Below are 18,796 nucleotides of genomic sequence, written 5' to 3' on the forward strand. Positions count from 1 at the left end.
CCCGCTGCCCGGCTGCCCGGCTGCCCGGCTGCCCGGCCAGGGCCTACCGCACCCTCGCCGTGATCGTCTTCGGACGCTGGTACTCATGCAGGGCCAGCGTGCTGAGGTCCGTCCCGTGGCCCGAGGAGCCACGGCCGCCGTGGGGCAGCTCCGCCGTCTGCACGAGATGGCAGTTGACCCAGGCCTCGCCCGCGTTCAGCCGCCCTGCGAGGTCCAGCCCCGCCGCCAGATCACGCGTCCAGACACTCGCGGCGAGCGCCTGCGGCACACCGTTCGCCAGGGCGAGCGCGTCCTCGGCCGTGTCCGCCGCCTGGACGGTGAGCAGCGGGCCGAAGACCTCCTCCACCACCGCCGGGTCGTCGTCGGGCAGATCGGCGAGCACCCGCGCGGGCCGCCAGTACCCGCCCTCCTCGCCCGCCCCCGGGGCCAGTTCCCCGATCGCGGTCACCTTCGCGGCGGAGGCGCCGACCATACGGTCGTAACGCGCGGCCTGGTCCGCGTTGTTGAGCGGGCCGAAGTCCCGGCCCGCGCGGCGCTCGCGCATCGCGTCGGAGAGCAGGGCGACGGCGGACTCGTAGTTCTCGCGGAGTGTGATCACGCGCGCCGGGACGGCACAGCTCTGGCCCGCGTTGTACGTGGTCGCGGCGGCCAGTTCCGTCCAGGTGTACTCGGGGGCGTCGGGCAGGACGACGACCGGGCTGTTGCCGCCCAGTTCGAGGCTGACGCGCCGGGTGCCGGCCCGTGCCGTCACATCGGCTCCGGCGACCGCGCTCCCGGTGAACGCCACCATGTCCACGTCGGACGCCACCAGCAGCCGGCCGGTCTCCCGGTCGCCGGGCACCGTCCGGACCACCGACTCGCCGAGCGCCTCACGCGCGTGCTCGGCGAGCAGGGTCAGCGAGTCGGGGGTCGTCTCGGCGGGCTTGACCACGACGGTGTTCCCGGCGGCGAGCGCGGGGGCGCACCGCCAGGTGGCCATCATCAGCGGGTAGTTCCAGGGTACGACCACTCCGACGACACCGAGCGGCTCCCAGCGGACCCAGCTCTCATGGCCCGCGACAAAGCTTCCGGCGGCCGGGGCGGCCTGGGTGCGCGCGGCCCAGGCGTAGAAACGGAAGAGATCCGCCGCCTGCTCCACCTCGGAGGCCGCCTCTCCTTCCGCCTTGCCCGTACCGGCCCGCTCCAGCGCGGCGTACTCGGCGGCGTGCTCCTCGATCAGACCGGCGAGGCGGTCGAGCCGCCGTGCCCGTTCCCTCGGGGTCAGCGCCCGCCAGCCGGTGAAGGCCCGGCGGGCCGCGCCGACGGAGGCGGTGATCCGCTCCACACGGGCGACGGCGAAGTCGCCGCGTACCCGTCCGGTCCGGGGATCGACCAGCGTGACGGTGTCAACGGTGTCGGCGACGGTCTCAACGGTCTCTGCGGCGGTGTCATCGGTGCGGGTGCTCGACGTGCTCAACCGGGCCTCCATCAGCCAGCCGGGGGACAAGCGGATCTGTCCGGTGGGCGAATCGCTTCTCCGGGTTCCTCCGACCTTAACCGTCCCCCCGGATCCGCCGCGGGCGCCCCCGGCCGCCGCCGAGGAGCCCGTCAGCGTATGTCGTAGGCGCGCAGCCACAGTTCCAGGGTGAGTACGAGCCACAGCTTGCCGCCCTGTCTCGGCAGCAGCGCGCCCTCGCCGCGCATCCACGCGCGTACGGTGTCCTGGCGGAAGAGCCCTCGGGCGCGTGCCTCCCGGCCCAGCAGAAGATCGCCCGCCAGCTCGCGCAGCGGTCCGCCGAGCCACTGCTGCACCGGTACGCGCATCCCGCTCTTGGGCCGGTCCACGACCGTGCCGGGCAGCAGATCCCGTACGGCCTCCTTCAGCACCCACTTCTCGACGGCGCCGTTCAGCTTCCACCGCGGCGGGGTGGCGAAGGCGTGGTCCACCACCCGGCGGTCGAACAGCGGGGCGCGGCCCTGGAGCGACTGGGAGGCGGTGAGCCGTTCGACCTTGGTGAGGATGTGATGGGCGCCCTTGGTCCGCAGATTGCAGTGCAGGAGCTGGTTGAGGAGATGGTCCATCCGGCCGTCCCGGGGCTCGGGCCGCAGATACGGGGTGATGAAGCGCTCGGGACGGGGCGCGGTGGCGAGGGCGTCGAGGGTGTCCGGGGTGAGCAGCTCGGGAAGGTCGGTGTAGCACTTGCGGTACGAGCGCAGATAGGCGGTCTCGCGCGCGGTCGTCGCGTACCCGTCCGCTCCGCCGGTCCCGGTGGGCCCACCTGCCCCGCCGACTCCGCCCGCTCCGCCGGTCCCGCCGGGCAGCCCGGCCAGATCGTCGCCGTGCATCTCGTTGACGAGCATGGGCAGATTCTTCGGTCCGCCGAACACCGGGTCGCCGCCCTCCCCGTTGAGCACGACCCGTAGTCCGTCGCCCGCCACCGCCTCGGCGAGCATCAGATTGGGCACGGTCAGCGGATCGCCCACCGGGCTGTCGAGCAGCGCCGCGGCCTCCGCGAGCCGGGCGGCCACGGCGTCCCCGGAGACGGTGAGCACCCGGTGGCGGGTGTGGCAGTGTGCGGCGACCAGGCCCGAGTAGCCCAGTTCATTGGGGAGTTCGTCGCCGAAGCTGATGGAGTACGTGTGCACGGGATGGGAGTGCAGCTTGGCGGCGAGCGCGGTCACCAGCGAGCTGTCGACACCGCCGGAGAGCAGGACGCCCACGGCCTCCGCCTCCGGCAGCCGGCGCGCGGTGGCCTCCTCCAGCAGTTCGCGCAGCCGTAGCGCGTAGCTCTCGGGCGGGGCGCCGTCGTTCTCGATCAGCTCCCGGGGCTCCCAGTAGTGCTCCTCCGCCAGGGTCCCGTCCGCCGCCAGCCGCAGACACCGTCCCGGCAGCACCTCGCGTACCCCGCGCAGCAGTGTCTCCTCGCCGGGGAGATAGGCGAAGGTCAGGAAGGAGCGTACGGCGGAGAGTTCGAGGCCGGTACCGAGCGCGGGCCAGCGGCGCAGGGCCCGCAGCGAGGTGGACGCGGCCCAGCAGTCACCGGCGCGGGCGTAGAAGAGGGTGCGGGCTCCGACATGGTCGCGGATCAGGACCAGTGCGCCGTCCTCGTGCACGGCGAGTGCGAACATGCCCTCCGCCGCGCGGATCCCGGCCGTGCCGAGCCTCGCCCAGCAGCGCAGCAGCAGCTCTCCGTCGGGGCAGTCGGGCGGGGCGGGGGCGCCGGCCGCGGCGAGTGCGGTGAGCAGTTCGGACCGGTTGTGGAGCGTGACCTCACCGACGGCGGTACGGCCGTACGCGGTGAACGGGCCGGTGGCATGGCCCGGTTCGTCCTCGATCAGCGCGAGCGCGGGGCCGTCGGGGCGTACGGTGGCGCCCGTCGCCGCCAGTTGGTCCCTGGCGTGCCCGGGGTCCGCCGCCAGGAAGGCGCTGAACCGCGCCATCGTCACGCTCCTCGTGCCGGATCCTGCCGGATCTTGCTGGGTTCTGCTGGGTCTTGCCTGGTCTTACCGGATCACGCTGGGTCTTGCTGAGTCCTGACGGATCACGCTGGGTCTTGCCGGGTCTGGCGGGATACGGCTCGTCCGACGAGCCGCCGGGCCGTCGGCCGCCGAGCCGCCGGGCCCGCTCAGCCGAAGTCGTCGTCGCTCCAGCCACCGCCGTCGTCGGAGTTCCAGCCGTCCCCGGAGTCCCAGTCTCCGCCATCGCCGCTGTCGCCGCCGGTGTCGCCGGTGCCACCGGTGTCGCTGTCGCCGCCGCTGTCACCCCCACCGCCGTCGCCGCCGCCGGAGGAACTGCTCTGGGCCTGCTGCCGCAGCTCTTCCTCCTCCTCGGGGCTGAGGCTCACCGGCGGGTACTGGGCGGCCGTGACGGCGAGCGCCGCCAGACCGAGACCGCCCAGCAGGACCCCCGTGCGCCCGCCGAACGAGGTCCTGTTGACCATGACCGTCTCGCCCTGGCCCCAGACCGTACGGCCGTAGCCGATGTCCCGGCCGTAGGTGACGGTGCCGTCCGCGTAACGCCGTTTGATGATCCGCTGTCCGAGCAGCTCGTCGGTGCCGGAGCCGCCCTGGTTGTCGTACCAGCGCACGGTGGTGCCGCCGTCACGCCGCCGCCACTCCTCGCGCCCGTCCTCGTACCGCCGGTGGACACTGCGGTCGGCGAGCAGTTCGTCTCTGTACGGTGTTTCGCGTGGCCGGTTCATCGCCTCTTGTCCTCGTATCGCCGGTCAGTCCGTCGGCCAGGTCATGAACCCGGCCGTGCGCAGCTCGCGCAGGCCGGTCCACAGGGACTGGCCGGGTGTTCTCGGTCCGCGCAGCACACGCAGGACCGTGCGCAGCAGACGCGCCGGGGGGACGGCCTCCACCTCGGCGAAGCGCCCGTCGGCGAGCCAGGCGCGCTCGCGCGGTTCGAGCGCGGACGGCAGTGCCCGCCCGTCGTCCGGCCCCGGGGCCGGGCCGTGCGGCGAGACCAGGTGCAGCGCCGCCGCGTGCCGGGGTACGAGCCCCATCGACGCGACCCGTACCCCGGGAACGCCAGGGACACCGGGAACGCCGGAGCCGCCGCGCACACCGGCGACGTCAGCGACACCGGCGACATCGGCACGTACCCGCGCGGTCAGCGCGATCCCGGCGGTGCTCGCGTCGTGCAGGACATGCACGGTGGCGCCCTCCACCCGGCCGAGCCCGGCGACGAGCCGGGGGTCGAGCGGCAGCCCGTCGGCGGCGAGCACCGGGCAGGCCGCCTCCAGATGGATGTCGTTGGCGAGCAGCATCCGGGCCACGGCGCGGCTCTGGCAGACGAGCAGCCGGGGCAGTCCGTAGGCGTAGAGGTCGGGCTCCTCGGGGGTACGGCGGACGGCGGTAGGACCGGCGGGCGCACCGGCCGACGGACCGACGTGCGAACTGACGGACGACGCCCCGGCGGGCGCACCGGCCGACGGACCGACGGCCTGACCGACGGACGCACCGGCCGACCGACCGACGGCCTGACCGACGGACACACCGGCCGACGGACCGACGTCCGAACCGGCGGGCGCACCGGACGGCAGGGGCTCCAGCAGCCCCGGTATCTCGCCCTTCCCCGCCTCGCGCCGCCGGCGCAGCGCCTCCTCGAACCGCTCGTACCGTACGGGCGGCGCCGGCGTGAGCGGGATCCGGCGCGGCACGGTGTGCAGCGGGCGCAGGACCCGGCACATCTCGTAGTAGAGCTGGCGCTCCGTGAACCGGATACGCGCCGGCGCTCCCGCGCGGGCCACCGCGGTGGTGAGGGCGCGGTCGAGGAGCCGGTCGCCGATGCCCGTGGCGGCACGTGGGGTCATCGGCCGGCCCCGCCGCCGGGGGGCCAGGTGAGAAAGCCGACCGCCTCCGCCCCGCGCCGGGCGGGATCCGCCTCGTCCATGGTGGCGACCCGGTGGGCGGTCCTGGTGACGGCGTCGACGAGCTTGGCGGGCCGTACCGCGGTCAGGGGGACGGTCCATCCCTTGGCCAGCCAGTCCAGCTCGGCCTTGGTCAGCGTGCCGCCCCCGCCCAGCCACGCGATGAGGTCCCGTGCCGGTCTGGCGACCCGCGCCGTCGGCGCCCCCTTCACGTTCATCACCGCGCGCGGCGGCAGCCCCGCGTCGACCACCCTGCGGCCGGGCAGTTCCTCGCGGGTCCGCACCACCAGCCCGCAGCCGTCCGCGCTCGCGTCGTGCAGGACGAGAACGGGCAGCACACCGGGGAGCTGACGGCTCTCGGCCGCGAGGGCGATTCCGTACCGCTCGGGGATGTCGTTGGCGGACAGGAAGGCGAGGACGGCCCGGTCGGGGCAGAGCAGCGCGACCCGCGCCCTGTCCGGGTGGTGGACGCCCCGGTGGGCGGAGTCGTCCACGACCCCGTGCGGGAGCGCGCCGTAGAGAGGCTTCCAGTCGGTCAGCAGTGCGGTGCGGAAGGCGCTCAGCAGGGTGTCGCCCCGCCCGCGTCCGCCGCTCCTCAGCGAGGAGATCACGCTGATGACGAGGAAGATGAGGATCAGGACGCCGAAAACGCTGAGTATGCCCCCGTCCCCGCTGGTGGCCGCGCCGACGGCGAGCAGACCGACGCCGGCCGGCACCCCGATCACCGTGCACCCGATGGCCGCCGCGATCCCGCCCGAGGAACTCTTCTGCTTCTTGCGTACGGCGGCGGTCCCGAGCTGGTCGAGGGTGATCTTCAGCCGCCCGCCGTCGGTGAGCTTCGCCATGAGCCGCTGGATACGCAGATCGCTCAGCCCGAGCGAGTTGGTCCTGGGGTCCAGGGCGAACCGCCGATGGCACTTGGAACAGGTCCGGTCGGGCCGTTCCCTGTACAGCAGGTTCTGCTGACAGTGCGGGCAGATCATCGCGGGCTCTCCAGCGCGGCGGCGATACGGCGCAGCCCCGCGGCGAGACGCTCGCGCGCCGTGGTGGTGCCGACGCCCCTGAGCCGCTGGGCGCGTTCGATGTCGCGCAGCGCGGCGGCGAGCAGTCCGAAGTCGGTGCCGATCCTGGCGACGGTGCCGATGCGAGCGGCGGTGCCGAGGCCGCGGCGGCCACCGCGTACGACATCGTCCGTGGCGCGGCGCTCGGCCTCGTCCGCGGTGATCGCGTAGTCCTCGTGGTCGATGCCGAAGCCGGTGTTGGCGGCGAGGATGTTCAGCGGCCTGGTGCCCCGGTTGGCGAAGGAGTGGGGCATCATCTCGGGGATACGGATCATGCCGCCGGGTACGAGCGGGATCTCGGTGACCCGGCCGCGGGGCGCGTCCCAGAGCCCGCAGGAGGCATGGCCGAGGCTGAGTACGAAGTGCTCGCCGCCGTGGGCGTGCGGGGTGAACGCGCTGCGCGGCCCGACGACACCGAGCTTGACGGTGGCGTTGGACGGGCGCTCGGGCGAGGTGCGCGCGTCACCGACGAGATAGTGGGCGAACTGCCCGTCGTCGATGAAGGGCAGGAACTCCTCGCGGGGTCCCAGCTCCCGCGCCCCGTCGCGGTCCGCGAAGAGCACACTGCCCTCGGAGCCGAGCTGGAACAGCTCCACCCCGTACGGCAGTTCACGCGCGAGCCGCGCCATACCCCGCAGTCCCGACCTGCCGGACCCGAATTCCACGCCGGACATCGACGCCCCCCATCGCGCTGTCGACCACCCTCGCATGGTAGGCCGGTGTCTGGGAACACACGGCGCGTATGGCCCGAATCCGAGGCGAGATCACGGTGAACGAAGCGCGTTCGTCTGTAACAGATACCCACGGTTGATCATGGGCGTGCAACAGTGGCGCCGATCGGTAAACCGCCTCGCCCCGAAGTGCGTTTGACAGGTCAAGACCAAGACGAACGCACCGCCGAAAGGGCACCCACATGTCGCTCCGCCGCTCCCGCACCCGCACCCGCACACTGGCCGCCGTCGGCCTCCTGGCCGCCACCAGCCTGTTCCTCACCGCCTGCGAGCCCGCCGGTTCCGACGCCGCTTCCAGTGCGGAGGCCACTGCCGGTGCCGGCGCGGAGGACGGTGCGAAGGACGGGGCTGAAGAGGCCAGTGCCGACAACCGCGAGGACGGTACGGTCACCGGCGTGCTGACCTATCTGGCACCGGGAAAACTTGAGGTCGACGGCCGCCCCTTCTTCGTCGCGGCGGACGCCCTGATCCAGGGCGGCGAGATCTGCGGCGACCCCGAGACCCCGGAGATGGAGAACTGCACCCCCGAGGAACTCGACATGGCCGCCAAGAACGGCAACCACACCGCCGAGGTGACCATCGAGAAGGGCGTAGCCGTCAAGGTCCTCCAGAAGATCTCCCCCGAGACCCCGTCCGGGGAGGACGGCGCGGAAGAGGCCAACTCCGGCAACCGTGAGGACGGTACGGTCACCGGCGTGCTGACCTATCTGGCACCGGGAAAACTTGAGGTCGACGGCCGCCCCTTCTTCGTCGCGGTCGACACCCTGATCCAGGGCGGCGAGATCTGCGGCGACCCCGAGACCCCGGAGGCGGAGAACTGCACCCCCGAGGAACTCGACATGGCCGCCAAGGACGGCACCCTCAAGGTCGAGGTGACGATCAAGAAGGGCATCGCCGAGCAGGTCATCCAGGCGTAGTCACGGATGCCCTTCAGATCCGTGAGACGCGTCGTGACGGCGGGACGCGTGACGGCGGGACGTGTGACGGTGGGACGTGTGACGGTTGGGCGCCGCGGGCCGCGCGCCGCGGGCATCGGGCAGCGCGGGCATCGGGCCTGTGCGATGGCTCTTGTACGGCGGCCGGCCGGCCGCCGTACAGAGCCGAGCGCGTGGCTCACCCCGTCTGCTTCAGGACGATGACCTTGTACTCCTTGCCGTTGATGATGGTCGTCTCCGTACCGGTCTGTGTGAACTTGCCGTCGCGCGGGATGACGACCTCCGACTCCTTGCCCCGGTAACGGGACAGCGGGTCGACATTGCGGCCGTTGTCCGTCTCGATGCGGACGAGGACCGACTCGCCGTCCCGGCCGTTGCTCTTCGCCTTGGCGGCGGCGCCCTCGGCCTTCTTGATGTCGGTGGACGTGCTGAGGTACTCGGGCATGGTGATCTCTTCGCCGGCGGCGTACCTGTCGAGCATGTCGCGCGGCATGAACGTGCCCCGGTAGACGGTCGTGCTGACCGGCGGCAGATGCTCCAGCGCGCGGTCCATCTTCTCGATGAACTCCTCGACCTTGCCGGCCCGGCTGCCGGAGACCGGCTGGCCGCGCAGGAACTTGTTCGCGTCCTCGTACCAGGAGCCGGTGTAGTCGGCGATGATGAGCGCGTCCTCGGCCGTGAAGTCCTTGGTCAGGGGGTTCTTGCGAGCGATTTCCTCGACCTCCTGCGCCCAGGCCTTGCGTCCCGGTCCCGGGCGGTACGGCGGGATGTCGTCCAGCGCGCGCATCGGGTCCATCGGCCGGTTGGCGTCGGAGCACTCTCCGAGGCTCCCGCCGCCCACCTGGGGGTTACCCGGGTTCTGCCCGCCCACGTTGGGTTCACTCGGGTTGTCGTTCCCGCCGATCTCGGGGTTCGACTGCTGCTGCTCGGAGTCAAGGGCTTGCTGGACCGCTTGCTCCGCCTCTTGATACGTACCGAAACCGGCGAGGGAGGCCGCGGCCATCGCCTGCATGGCGGCTTCGACTTCGGCCGCGGTGCTCCCGGGGCCGGGGGCCGCGAGCGAGAAGCCGGCGGTGGCGGCACTCCGGGTGCCCGTGCCCGTACTGACATCGGCCGAGGCGAGCGCGAAGCGGACACCGCCGGTCGCGCCTGAGGTCACACCGCTGGAGTAGGAGATCGCTGAGGCGATGGAAGAAGCGACGGATCCTTCACCGCCACCGCAGGGGTCTTGCTCGTCCTCGTCTTCGTCGTCGTCCTGGTCTTCGTCGTCCTTGTCGTCGTCCTTGTCGTCGTCCTTCTTGTCATCGTCCTCACCGCCGCTGCTGCCACCGCTGGTGAGGGCACCGGTGGTGCCACCGCCGCTGCTGGAGCCTCCGCTGGTCGAACCGCCGGAGGTACCGCCACCGCTTGAGCCTCCGCCGCTGATCAGGCCGCCACTGATCAGACCACCGCTGATCAGGCCGCCGCTGCTGGACCCTCCGCTGCTGGAACCGCCGCTACTACTACTGCCGTTGGAACCGCCGCCGGTTGAGCCACCGCCTGTGCTGCCACCGCCGCTGGACCCGCCGCCATTGCTGCTGCCGCCGCTGGACCCACCACTGCCACTGGTGCCACCGCCACTGGAACCGCCTCCGCTGGTCCCACCGCCGTTACTTCCACTACCGCTTGATCCGCCGCTATTACTGCCACCACCGCTGGACCCACCACTGCCACTGGTGCCACCGCCACTGGAACCGCCACCATTGGTCCCACCGCCGCTGGAGCCACCGCTGTTGCTCCCGCCGCCATTCGAACCACCACCGTTGGAGCCACCGCCGTTTGAACCACCACCGCTGGAGCCACCGCTACCGCTGGTGCCGCCGCCGATGACGGCTCCGCCTATGTCGCCGTCGTCGTCATCGTCATCGGACCCGCCGCTGCTGGAGCCGCCGTTGGAGCCGCCACCGTTGGAGCCACCGCCGTCCGAACCGCCTCCGTCAGATCCTCCGTCGGAGCCGCCACCCGAGTTACCGCCGCCGGTGCTGCCGCCGCCGTCGGTACCACCGCCATCGCTGCCGCCGCTTCCGCTCGTACCGCCGTCGGAACCACCACCGTCGGTACCGCCGTTGGCACGCCCACCATCCGTACCGCCGCCGTCCGTACCGCCGCCGTCCGAGCCACCGTTACCCGAACCGCCGTTGCCCGACGTACCGCCCGAGTCCTCGTCACCACCAGTACCACCGTCGGTACCACCGCCGGTGCCGCCCCCGTCGTCGCCACCACCCGTGGTGCTGCCGCCATCGGAGCCACCGCCGTCAGCGCCACCGCCGCTGTCGCCGCCCGAACCACCCGTCGTACTGCCGCCGTTGTCACCGCCGCCGGAACCACCCGTACCACCCGTACCACCCGTACCACCCGTACCCCCACCGGCCGTCTCGCCGCCACCGCCACCGCCGCCCACGACCACCGTGGAGCACGAGCCGCCGAGGATCCGGCAGACCGCGTCCTGGAGGCCACCGGCGACCTGGGTTCCCACTCCGGTGAGGAGCAGCGCGCCGATGATGAGGGCGACCAAGCCGATCAGGCCGACGTACTCGACCGACGTCTGGCCACGGTTCCGGCGCCACCTGATCAGATGCTGGAGCGAGGGAATCGCGTGCCTGCGGAACCGCTCGGGGGTGAGGCGCGGCTTCACGGCCCGCAGTTCCAGGGGGAGTTCGAACCAGGCGCGGCTACCGCCGATCAGCACCAGCAGAGCGCCGGGCAGCACCATCTGGCTGATCCCGCGCTCCGAACCCCCGTACAGATTGATGACACCGCCGACCAGCAGCCACGCCTGGAGACCGGTCAGCCCGAACCAGACCACCTTGCCGCCGGTCCACAGGCGCTGCGCCAGAACCACACCCGCGATGCCCGGCGCCACCGCGTACAGCGCCAGCAGGGTGAGCGTCGGCGTGACACGGTCGCCCAGTTCCAGCAGCGAGGTCAGCATGCCGACGCCGCCCAGCAGCGTAAGGGCGAACATCAGATACAGCAGGGCCCGCGTCAGGATCAAGGACCGGGGCAACTCCCTGCGCCCGTCGGACAGCGGTGGGACGCCCCGCAACGTCAAGGCCCCTGGGTCGGACATAGGAAACCCTTCCACCACACTGCTCAAAACGTCGGCCGACGGTGTCCGGCCGTGGCACCTACGCCGTCAGCGTAGGTACGGGCGAGGCCCAGCCGTAGGGCCCACAGACCCAACCCGGGGGCCCAACCGAGCCTGCGCCCGGCGCAAGAGAGGAGAGACATGGACGAATCCCCGGCACAACCGAGTACGAGAGGCACCGGAGGCACCGGAGGCGCCGGGGAGTGCCGGAGGCTCCAGGGAACGCCGGAGGCGCCGGGGGGCGGAGGTCCCTGGAAACGCGGGAACCCGGGTGCCGCAGCGCCGCGTCACCCGGGTCCGAACGGGGCGTCAGCCCCTTCGAGGCGTCAGCCCCTTCGAGGCGTCAGCCCCTGGTCCGTCGTACGTCACCCTTTCCGCACGCCGTGCCGTCCTTGTCCGGGTCGAGACGCAGTGGGTCGTCCTTGCCGTTGACCTTCAGCCGTCCGTACGCGTTCTCCGCCAGCCAGTCGCAGCGCGCCTTCGTCGTCGCCTTCACCGTCTCCGGAAAGACCGTGGGGACGCAGACGTTCGCCGAGCCGTAGTGCCGGTCGCAGCCGGCGATCCGCGGGCTCACCGGTGCCGAGGTCCGCTTCTTCCCCGGCTTCTTGGCGGGCTTCGCCAGGTCGCCCGCGAAGTCCTGCACATGTGCCCCGTGCGCCGACCCCGCCGGCCCAGCAGACCCCGCTCGCCCAGCAGACCCTGCCGACCCCGCCGACGCCTCGGACCCAGCCACCCCCGCCGACCGCTTCGCCAGTGTCTCCGGGCCCCCGAGGTGCACCCACTCCGCCACCGAGGGAACGCCGTTGGCGTCGACCGCGAACAGCATGTACCAGCCGGGCGGCGCCAGATTCGGATTGCTCGTCACATTGAGATCGACGTTGTTCCCGTCCACCGTGAGCGGCAGGTCCACGAACCGCTGGTTGGGGTCGGACGAGTGCGTCACCGCCGCCGGGCGGATCAGCTCCGCCTTGGCGATGGGCCGGTCGACCGTGATCCGCTGGGTGTCCCCGTACAGCCACTGGTCGTCGATCAGCGAGGTGATCTCCGGGCGCGGCCCCTTGAGCAGATACGGCGGGGTGTACAGCGACACCTGGTGGTTCCAGGTGCCGTTGCCCGGGTTGTCGCCCGTCGTCATCACCCGGCCGTCGGGCAGCAGGAACGCCGAGGAGTGGTAGCCGCGCGCCTCGGGGTCCACCGCCACCGGATCGAAGGTGTCCGTCCGCGGATCGAAGATCGACGATTCGTAGACCGGATTCGCCCGGTTGTGCAGCGCGCCGCCGGTCTCCAGGACCGTGCCGTCGGGCAGCAGCACCGCCGAGCCGTACATCTTGCCCTGCGCCCCGGTCTGCGGCTGCGGACCGGCGCCTAGGTCGACCGTGCCCTGGGGCAGCGGTGGACCAGGTGTGTACGTCGGGTTGGGCTCCTTGAGATCGATCAGGTCCGTGAGCCGGTTCGCCTCCGGGTTGGAGTCGATGTTGCCGCCGCCGATGGTCAGCACCCGCTGGTCCTGCGCGGGCGGCAGCAGCACGCTCGCCGACTGGTCGCGCTCGTCCTTGTTCTGGAGCCCGGCCACGTCCGTGACCGTGTTGGCGTCGTAGTCGTAGACCGAGGAGCCGGTGCCCGGGGTGCCGTTGCCGAAGACATGGCTGCCCGAGTAGAAGAGCCGGCCGTCCTGCATCAGGATCATCGACGGGTACAGACCCCAGTACGACCAGGTCTGGTTGACCTGCCACGTCGGCAGCCACTGGTTCTGCGCGGCGGACCAGCGCTCGGCGGTCACCGATCCGCTGGAGTCCTCGCGCAGCCCGCCGAAGGACAGCACATCGCCGTTGCCCATGATCGTGGCCGACGGATACCAGTGCCCGTCGTTCATGTCGTTGGTCTTGCTGTAGGTCTCGGTGACGGGATCGAAGATGTACGAGTCCTTGTACCCCTGGTAGCCGACCGTGCCGTCCGCCGACGGATAGCCCTTGTTGCCGCTCATCACCAGCACCCGGCCGTCGGAGAGCTGGACATGGCCCGCGCAGAACATGTCGTCGGGCGTGGGGACCGTACGGTACGAGCCGTCCTCCGGGTCGTAGACGGCGGAGGTGAACGTGCCCGCCTCGAACATGTCCGTGTCGTTGCCGGACCCGGCGATCAGCAGCACCTTGCCGTTGTTGAGCACCACCGAGTGCATCGAGCGCACGGGGTTCTCCGTCGGCAGGACCTCCCACCTGCCGTCCAGGCACTCCTGGGCGGTCCCGGTGCACTCGGGCTCGGCGGGCGGCGGTGCCACCTCTTCCATGGTGTAGTCGTCGCTGGTCACACTGCCCGTGCCGTACACCGACACACCCCAGGTGATCCGGTCGGTGCCGGGCGGGACGACCGGGGTACGGACCTCCGCCCGCTGGTAACCGGCGCTCAGGTCCAGGGTCTTGAGATCGGTCCAGTACTGCCAGCCGGCCGTGGTGTCATGCCGGAAGAGTGTGATCGCCGCGTCCGGGGTGGTCGACTTGTACCAGAGCGACAGGTCGTACTGCCGGTCCTGCACCACATCGGGCGCGCACGCCACGGACTCGGTGATCAGCGCCTTGCGGTCGCCGTCGACCCGGCGGGTCAGCTCGACCTTGAGCGCCTTGGTGCCGGAGTGGGCGTCGGCGACGGTCGCGAAACTGAAGTCGTTGTCGCCCCAGCCGGACTGTTCCCAGCAGTAGGGCATCGCTCCGGCGCCCGCGCCGGCCGTCTCGAAGCCGGGGTTCTTGACGAGGTTCACCCCGGCCGCCGCGGGCTGCTGTGTGCTGAGGAGCAGTCCGCCGGTGAGCGCGGCGACGGCGAGCAGGGCGGTCCTGCGGCTGCGCCGGGCGGGCGGGCGGCGGAAGGGACGTACGGATCCGGCCGAGCGCGCCGAACCGCTCGCCGCCCGCGCCGCGCCCGTGACGCCGGGGGACGCGCCCGTACCCCCCGTGCCCGTACCCCCCGCGCCCGTACTCCCCGCGTCTGGACCCCCGGTCGACGTGCCCGTACTCCCCGTCCCGCGCGGCCCTCGTCCGAATCTCAGTGCTCCCATCGGGCGGCTCCCCCCTCGATGATCTCGACACCCTCGATACGCTCGGCACCGGCACCCGCACCCGCGACGCGGTCGGCCACGGGCCCGCCCCGTCGCCCGGCCGCCGCACGGCTCTTGCCCCGCTGCCCCCGATTCCCGCCCCGCACCCGCTGCCGCTTCGGCAGATACACCAGCGCTTCCGTCCCCACGAACCGCAGTACGAACGTCGCCAGCAGCGCCAGCGCGGTCGCCGCCAGCACCGCCATCCCGAGCTGGGAGACGAAGAGCGCGATCAGCGGGATACGCAGCAGCAGATCGGCGTTGGCGAGCAGCGCGAACCGGCCCACGCGGTCCGCCCAGTGCCGGTGCGCCCGCCTGTTGCGGAAGAGCAGCGTCTCGATCAGAAGGAAGTTCCACGCCACGCCGAACTGGTTGGCCAGCACCTCGGCCGGCAGATAGTGCAGCCCGGCCACCGTCAGCCCGTACAGCGCGAGCAGATTCGGTACGAAGCCGGTGAGGCCGATCAGTCCGAAGGCGGCCATCCTGGCGAACGGCGAGGCCGTCCGCAGCTCCACGAGATGGCGCAGGAAGCGCAGCCCTTCCCTGGCCGAGGACTTGGACTCGCCCGCGAACCGGTCCCGGAAGACGAACGGCACCTCGGCGGGCTGCTCGGGCCGGCAGCGTACCGCCAGCTCCAGCAGGATCTTGTAGCCGAGCGGACGCAGCGCCTCCGCGGTGACCGCCGAGCGCCGGATCGCGAAGAACCCGCTCATCGGGTCGCTGATCCCGCGCAGCCTGGCCGGGAAGAGCCCCTTGGCCAGCCAGGTCGCCGCGCGGGAGACCGCGACCCGGTAGCCGCCGGCCAGTCCGGCCCGGCTGCCGCCGCTGATGTAGCGGCTGGCGACGACGAGATCGGCGCGCTCCCGCTCACCGGCCGCGACCAGATCGGGGACAAGGGCGGGCGGATGCTGGAGGTCGGCGTCCATGACGACGATCCAGTCGGAGCCCGCGGCCCGCAGACCCTCGACGACGGCTCCGCCGAGCCCGCCCTCGGGGGTCTGCCGGTGGATCACCTCGACGGGGAACGGGCAGTCCTGCGCGGCCGACACGATGACCTCGGGGGTGTCGTCCGTCGAGTCGTCGACGAAGATCACCTCACAGGGCAGTCTGGCCGGTACGGCGTCGGTGAGCTGCCGCAGCAACTCCCTGACGTTTCCCGACTCGTTGAAGGTCGGGATGATGACGGTGACGGCTCCCGGCTCGGCCACGGCCGTGGCTTCGAGTTCGGGCTCGCCGAGCGCGCCGGCGCCGGTGGGCGGAAGAATGCTCATCGTGCGCCTCCCGTGCTCTTCGTGGCCGTGGTCGTGTCCGTAGCCGTGGTCGTGTCCGTAGCCGTGGTCGTAGCCGTGTCCGAAGCTGTAGCTGTAGCCGTGTCCGTGGTCGTAGCCGTGGGCGTGGCCGCGATCCGGCGGATCTCGATCCGGTCCTCGCCCTCGCCGAAGACGGCGACGGTGTCCGAATGGGTCAGCGCGTCCCGCACATTGGGCAGGTCGCGCGCGTCGCGCCGTACGGTCGGGGAGGCGACCACATAGTCCAGGTCGCGCCAGCCGCGGGGCATGGTCTCGGTGACGGCCGGGTCGAGATCGGCCTTGTAGAACCAGATCGCGCCGAGGCCCGGCTCGTATCCGGCGTGTACGAGGTCCAGCCAGAGCGCGTCGTCGACCAGCACCCGGGCCCGGGACGGGTCGGGGACCTCCGTGGCCATCCAGGAGGCGGCGGCCCGGTAGGGGGCGTTGGCGTCGGCGGTCAGGGCGGTGCGGTTGCCGTCGTACCAGCGGGGCGCCGCGTACACGGCGGCGGTCGCGGCCAGGGCCGCCAGCGCCGTCCAGCGCACGACGGTCAGCTTCCGGCTCTCCCCGCTCCCGCGCCGTCTGCGCAGCACGGCATGGGTGACGCTCGCCGCGCCGCCCGCCAGCACCAGCGCCAGGAAGGGCAGCGCCTGGATGACATACATCGCGGGCAGATAGCCGGAGGGACGCATGGCGACGGCGGTGAGGATCACCACGGCGAGCGCGGGGCCCGCGAGCGCCCGCGCGGTGACCGACCAGCGCAGGGTCACCATCAGCAGGACGGCACCGGCGACACCGCCCAGCGGCAGCACCCGGTCGTAGTAGAGCCAGGACTGGAGCACCCCGTACGAGCCGCTGCCGGCGTCGAGGATGAAGCCGGAGCCGGGCCGGCTCATCTGGTACGTGATGCCGTCCCAGAGCGAGACATGTCCGCCGCCCGGCACCAGCTCGCCCTTGAGCAGGGCGAACAGCGGATAGAAGAGCCCGATCAGCGCACAGGCGGTGATCGCGCCGGTGAGGGCGAACTTCCGGGTGTCACGGTGGCTGAACCGCCACATCGTCACCAGCAGCGCCGGCAGGATGACGAGCATCGTCTCCTTGGTGAGCACACCGACGGCGGCGGCGATCCCGGCCGCGAAGTGGTGCCAGAGATGACGGTGCGGCGAGGCCGCCAGACAGAACGCCAGCAGCATCCACATCACGGCGATGTTGTCGAGGAAGATCTCCCGCTGGAGCACCACGGAGAGCGGGGAGAGCCCGAAGAGGACCATCGCCAGTCCCGCGGCCCAGCGCGGCAGCCACAGCCGCCGGGCCAGTACGTACAGGAACACCGCGCTGGCCGCGCTGACCAGCAGCATCGCGAACCGCATCGGGGCGACGGTCATCGACTCGGGCGAGAGGAGCGAGGGCAGCCAGGTCAGAAAGGCGATCTGCATCCAGCCGAGCGGCGGATGGTCGTACCAGTAGGTGTAGTGGGCGAGACCGTTGCCCTCCTGGACCGCCCAGGCCTGGGCGAGATAGGTGCCCTCGTCGTCGCTGAGCGTCGGATAGTGCTGGATGTTCCAGCCCTGGACCAGCAGGATCGCGACGAGGAGCACACCGCACAGCAGCAGATCGGGGCGGGAGCCGCGGAAGCGCACCACCGGCCGGACCGTGAGCCGTCTGTTGCCGCCCGTCCGTCCGTCGGCCTCGTCCGGGGTCCCCGGGCCCCGCTCGCCGTTCGCCCGCTTGTGTCTGGGCTGCTTGTGTCCGGCCCGCTTGTGTCCGGCCCGTTCGTCCGTGTCCGGGGCATCGTTCGGCTGCGTGGGGACGGCCGTTCTCTGATCGGTCGTCACCACGGGGAGGGTGGAGGTCACGCGTGGACGTCCTCTCGGATGAGATGCGCGCCGACATGACTGGTCAGCTCCCAGTCGCTGCGTCCCCGCTGCTCGCGCCAGACGGCACGGATCGCCGCGCCGGCGAGAAGCACCTGGTAGAAGGGGCCGCCGACGACGAGCTTCAGATAGTGCGTGAGCCGGACGCGGAGTCCGTACTGCTTGCCGAAGTCATGCAGCCCGACCACCTCGAAGACAAAGGTCACCATCGCGGTGACCAGTGGCAGGAAGGTGATGAAGGCGATCGTCACCGATACGTCCAGGAAGAGCGCGATCCCCACGTTCAGCGGGATGATCACTCCGGTGAACGCCTGGAGGAACGGGGTCATCAGGGTGTAGCGGGCGAGCATCCGCTGTCCTGGCGTGGGCAGTTGCTTCCAGTCCTTCTTGCGGTAGACCTGAAGGAAGCCCTGGTTCCACCGGGTGCGCTGTTTGAGCAGGGACATCAGTGAGCCGGGGGTCTCCTCGCGGGTCACCATGTCCGAGTCGTACGCGACGACGACCTTCTTGCCGACGCTGGAGAGCCGTACGCCGAGATCGCAGTCCTCGGCCAGGCAGTTCGGGTCCCAGCCGCCGGCCTTGCGCAGCACCTCGGTCCGTACGAAGACGGTGTTGCCGCCGAGCGGGATGAAGCCCTTCTGGGCGTGCAGATGCAGTCTGCTGCGGAACCAGAAGAAGTACTCCAGGCAGTTGCGCAGGCTGTACCAGCTCGAATGGAAGTTGATGAGCTGGACGCCGCCCTGGACGACATCGGCGCCGGTGGAGCGGAAGGCGTGGTCCACATGGGTCAGCAGTTCGGGGTGGACCTGGTCCTCGGCGTCGAAGACCCCGACGACCTCGCCGGTGCAGTGCGGCAGCGCGGTGTTGAGCGCCTTGGGTTTGTTCTTCGCCTCGTGGGTGTCGACGACGACCCTGACCCGGTCCGGGTCACGGGCCGCGGCCCGCTCGGCGACCTCGGCGGTCTCCGGGTCGTCGTGTCCGACGATGACGATGATCTCGAAGTCGGTGTGGCTGGACTGGAGCAGCCGCTCGATCGTGTGCTCCAGCACCGCCTGCTCATGGCGGGCGGGCAGGAGCAGGGAGAACGATCCCTCGCGGCCCCCGTCGGGCGGTGCGAACTTGGTCGAGGCCAGCGTCTCCGGTGTACGCCAGGCATGCATCTGCCACCAGAGCGTGAACGCGGCCATCCAGAAAAGCGCCAGTGAAACGGCAGCAATGAACACAGACGTGAGCAACACGGCCCCCCTCGGCCCGGGTGGACCGCGGCAAGGCCCCCCTGGCCGCAGGCGCACCCGTCATCCCCCTCGTGCGCAGGTCCCCCATGCGCACCTGTTGTG

At 71.4% G+C, this 18,796-nt stretch carries 12 protein-coding genes; 1 reads left to right on the top strand and 11 read right to left on the bottom strand.

What is annotated here, in order from left to right; translation table 11 throughout:
- Positions 1–43 precede the first annotated feature (43 nt).
- From OG214_RS14500 to OG214_RS14525, 6 genes are all read right to left on the bottom strand, one after another.
- Positions 44–1,456, bottom strand: a complete 1,413-nt coding sequence (locus OG214_RS14500) for an aldehyde dehydrogenase family protein (protein ID WP_405984965.1) — start codon at positions 1,454–1,456, stop codon at positions 44–46.
- Between the two features lie 131 nt (positions 1,457–1,587).
- The gene (locus OG214_RS14505) at positions 1,588–3,420 is read right to left on the bottom strand and encodes an asparagine synthetase B family protein (RefSeq protein WP_405984966.1); all 1,833 of its coding nucleotides are present in this window, start codon (positions 3,418–3,420) and stop codon (positions 1,588–1,590) included.
- Positions 3,421–3,605: 185 nt separating this feature from the next.
- Positions 3,606–4,181 carry a hypothetical protein gene (locus OG214_RS14510; protein ID WP_405984967.1) on the bottom strand — a complete coding sequence of 192 codons (576 nt, stop codon included), beginning with the start codon at positions 4,179–4,181 and terminating at the stop codon, positions 3,606–3,608.
- A 24-nt stretch (positions 4,182–4,205) separates the two neighbouring features.
- Positions 4,206–5,297 carry a hypothetical protein gene (locus OG214_RS14515; RefSeq protein WP_405984968.1) on the bottom strand — a complete coding sequence of 364 codons (1,092 nt, stop codon included), beginning with the start codon at positions 5,295–5,297 and terminating at the stop codon, positions 4,206–4,208.
- The gene (locus OG214_RS14520) at positions 5,294–6,337 is read right to left on the bottom strand and encodes a hypothetical protein (protein WP_405984969.1); all 1,044 of its coding nucleotides are present in this window, start codon (positions 6,335–6,337) and stop codon (positions 5,294–5,296) included. Before OG214_RS14520 ends, OG214_RS14515 begins: the two co-directional genes overlap by 4 nt.
- On the bottom strand, positions 6,334–7,089 hold the full coding sequence (locus tag OG214_RS14525) for a cupin domain-containing protein (RefSeq protein WP_405984970.1): 756 nt from the start codon (positions 7,087–7,089) through the stop codon (positions 6,334–6,336). Before OG214_RS14525 ends, OG214_RS14520 begins: the two co-directional genes overlap by 4 nt.
- A gap of 239 nt (positions 7,090–7,328) precedes the next feature.
- Here OG214_RS14525 and OG214_RS14530 point away from each other — a divergent pair, with 239 nt between their 5' ends.
- Complete coding sequence (locus OG214_RS14530; RefSeq protein WP_405984971.1) at positions 7,329–8,063, top strand: hypothetical protein; 735 nt, start codon at positions 7,329–7,331, stop codon at positions 8,061–8,063.
- A 196-nt stretch (positions 8,064–8,259) separates the two neighbouring features.
- On the opposite strand, the gene OG214_RS14535 is transcribed toward OG214_RS14530, so the two are convergent.
- The 5 genes from OG214_RS14535 to OG214_RS14555 form a co-directional block, all read right to left on the bottom strand.
- Positions 8,260–11,115, bottom strand: a complete 2,856-nt coding sequence (locus tag OG214_RS14535) for an ADP-ribosyltransferase (protein WP_405984972.1) — start codon at positions 11,113–11,115, stop codon at positions 8,260–8,262.
- 436 nt (positions 11,116–11,551) lie between these two features.
- Positions 11,552–14,257 carry a galactose oxidase-like domain-containing protein gene (locus OG214_RS14540; RefSeq protein WP_405984973.1) on the bottom strand — a complete coding sequence of 902 codons (2,706 nt, stop codon included), beginning with the start codon at positions 14,255–14,257 and terminating at the stop codon, positions 11,552–11,554.
- Positions 14,245–15,567, bottom strand: coding sequence for a glycosyltransferase (locus tag OG214_RS14545; RefSeq protein WP_405984974.1), 1,323 nt, complete (start codon positions 15,565–15,567; stop codon positions 14,245–14,247). Before OG214_RS14545 ends, OG214_RS14540 begins: the two co-directional genes overlap by 13 nt.
- On the bottom strand, positions 15,564–17,441 hold the full coding sequence (locus OG214_RS14550) for an ArnT family glycosyltransferase (protein WP_405984975.1): 1,878 nt from the start codon (positions 17,439–17,441) through the stop codon (positions 15,564–15,566). The genes OG214_RS14545 and OG214_RS14550 overlap by 4 nt, the downstream gene beginning before the upstream one ends.
- Positions 17,438–18,694 carry a glycosyltransferase gene (locus OG214_RS14555; protein ID WP_363081443.1) on the bottom strand — a complete coding sequence of 419 codons (1,257 nt, stop codon included), beginning with the start codon at positions 18,692–18,694 and terminating at the stop codon, positions 17,438–17,440. The genes OG214_RS14550 and OG214_RS14555 overlap by 4 nt, the downstream gene beginning before the upstream one ends.
- Positions 18,695–18,796 lie beyond the last annotated feature (102 nt).

Origin of the sequence: Streptomyces sp. NBC_00872, assembly GCF_045161915.1 — a bacterium.
Classification (GTDB): domain Bacteria; phylum Actinomycetota; class Actinomycetes; order Streptomycetales; family Streptomycetaceae; genus Streptomyces.

Excerpts from the sequence above, each read along its gene's own strand:
- OG214_RS14505 (WP_405984966.1), bottom strand. The coding sequence starts at position 3,420 with ATGGCGCGGTTCAGCGCCTTCCTGGCGGCGGACCCCGGGCACGCCAGG.
- OG214_RS14510 (WP_405984967.1), bottom strand. The coding sequence starts at position 4,181 with ATGAACCGGCCACGCGAAACACCGTACAGAGACGAACTGCTCGCCGAC.
- OG214_RS14515 (WP_405984968.1), bottom strand. The coding sequence starts at position 5,297 with ATGACCCCACGTGCCGCCACGGGCATCGGCGACCGGCTCCTCGACCGC.
- OG214_RS14520 (WP_405984969.1), bottom strand. The coding sequence starts at position 6,337 with ATGATCTGCCCGCACTGTCAGCAGAACCTGCTGTACAGGGAACGGCCC.
- OG214_RS14525 (WP_405984970.1), bottom strand. The coding sequence starts at position 7,089 with ATGTCCGGCGTGGAATTCGGGTCCGGCAGGTCGGGACTGCGGGGTATG.
- OG214_RS14530 (WP_405984971.1), top strand. The coding sequence starts at position 7,329 with ATGTCGCTCCGCCGCTCCCGCACCCGCACCCGCACACTGGCCGCCGTC.
- OG214_RS14540 (WP_405984973.1), bottom strand. The coding sequence starts at position 14,257 with ATGGGAGCACTGAGATTCGGACGAGGGCCGCGCGGGACGGGGAGTACG.
- OG214_RS14545 (WP_405984974.1), bottom strand. The coding sequence starts at position 15,567 with ATGAGCATTCTTCCGCCCACCGGCGCCGGCGCGCTCGGCGAGCCCGAA.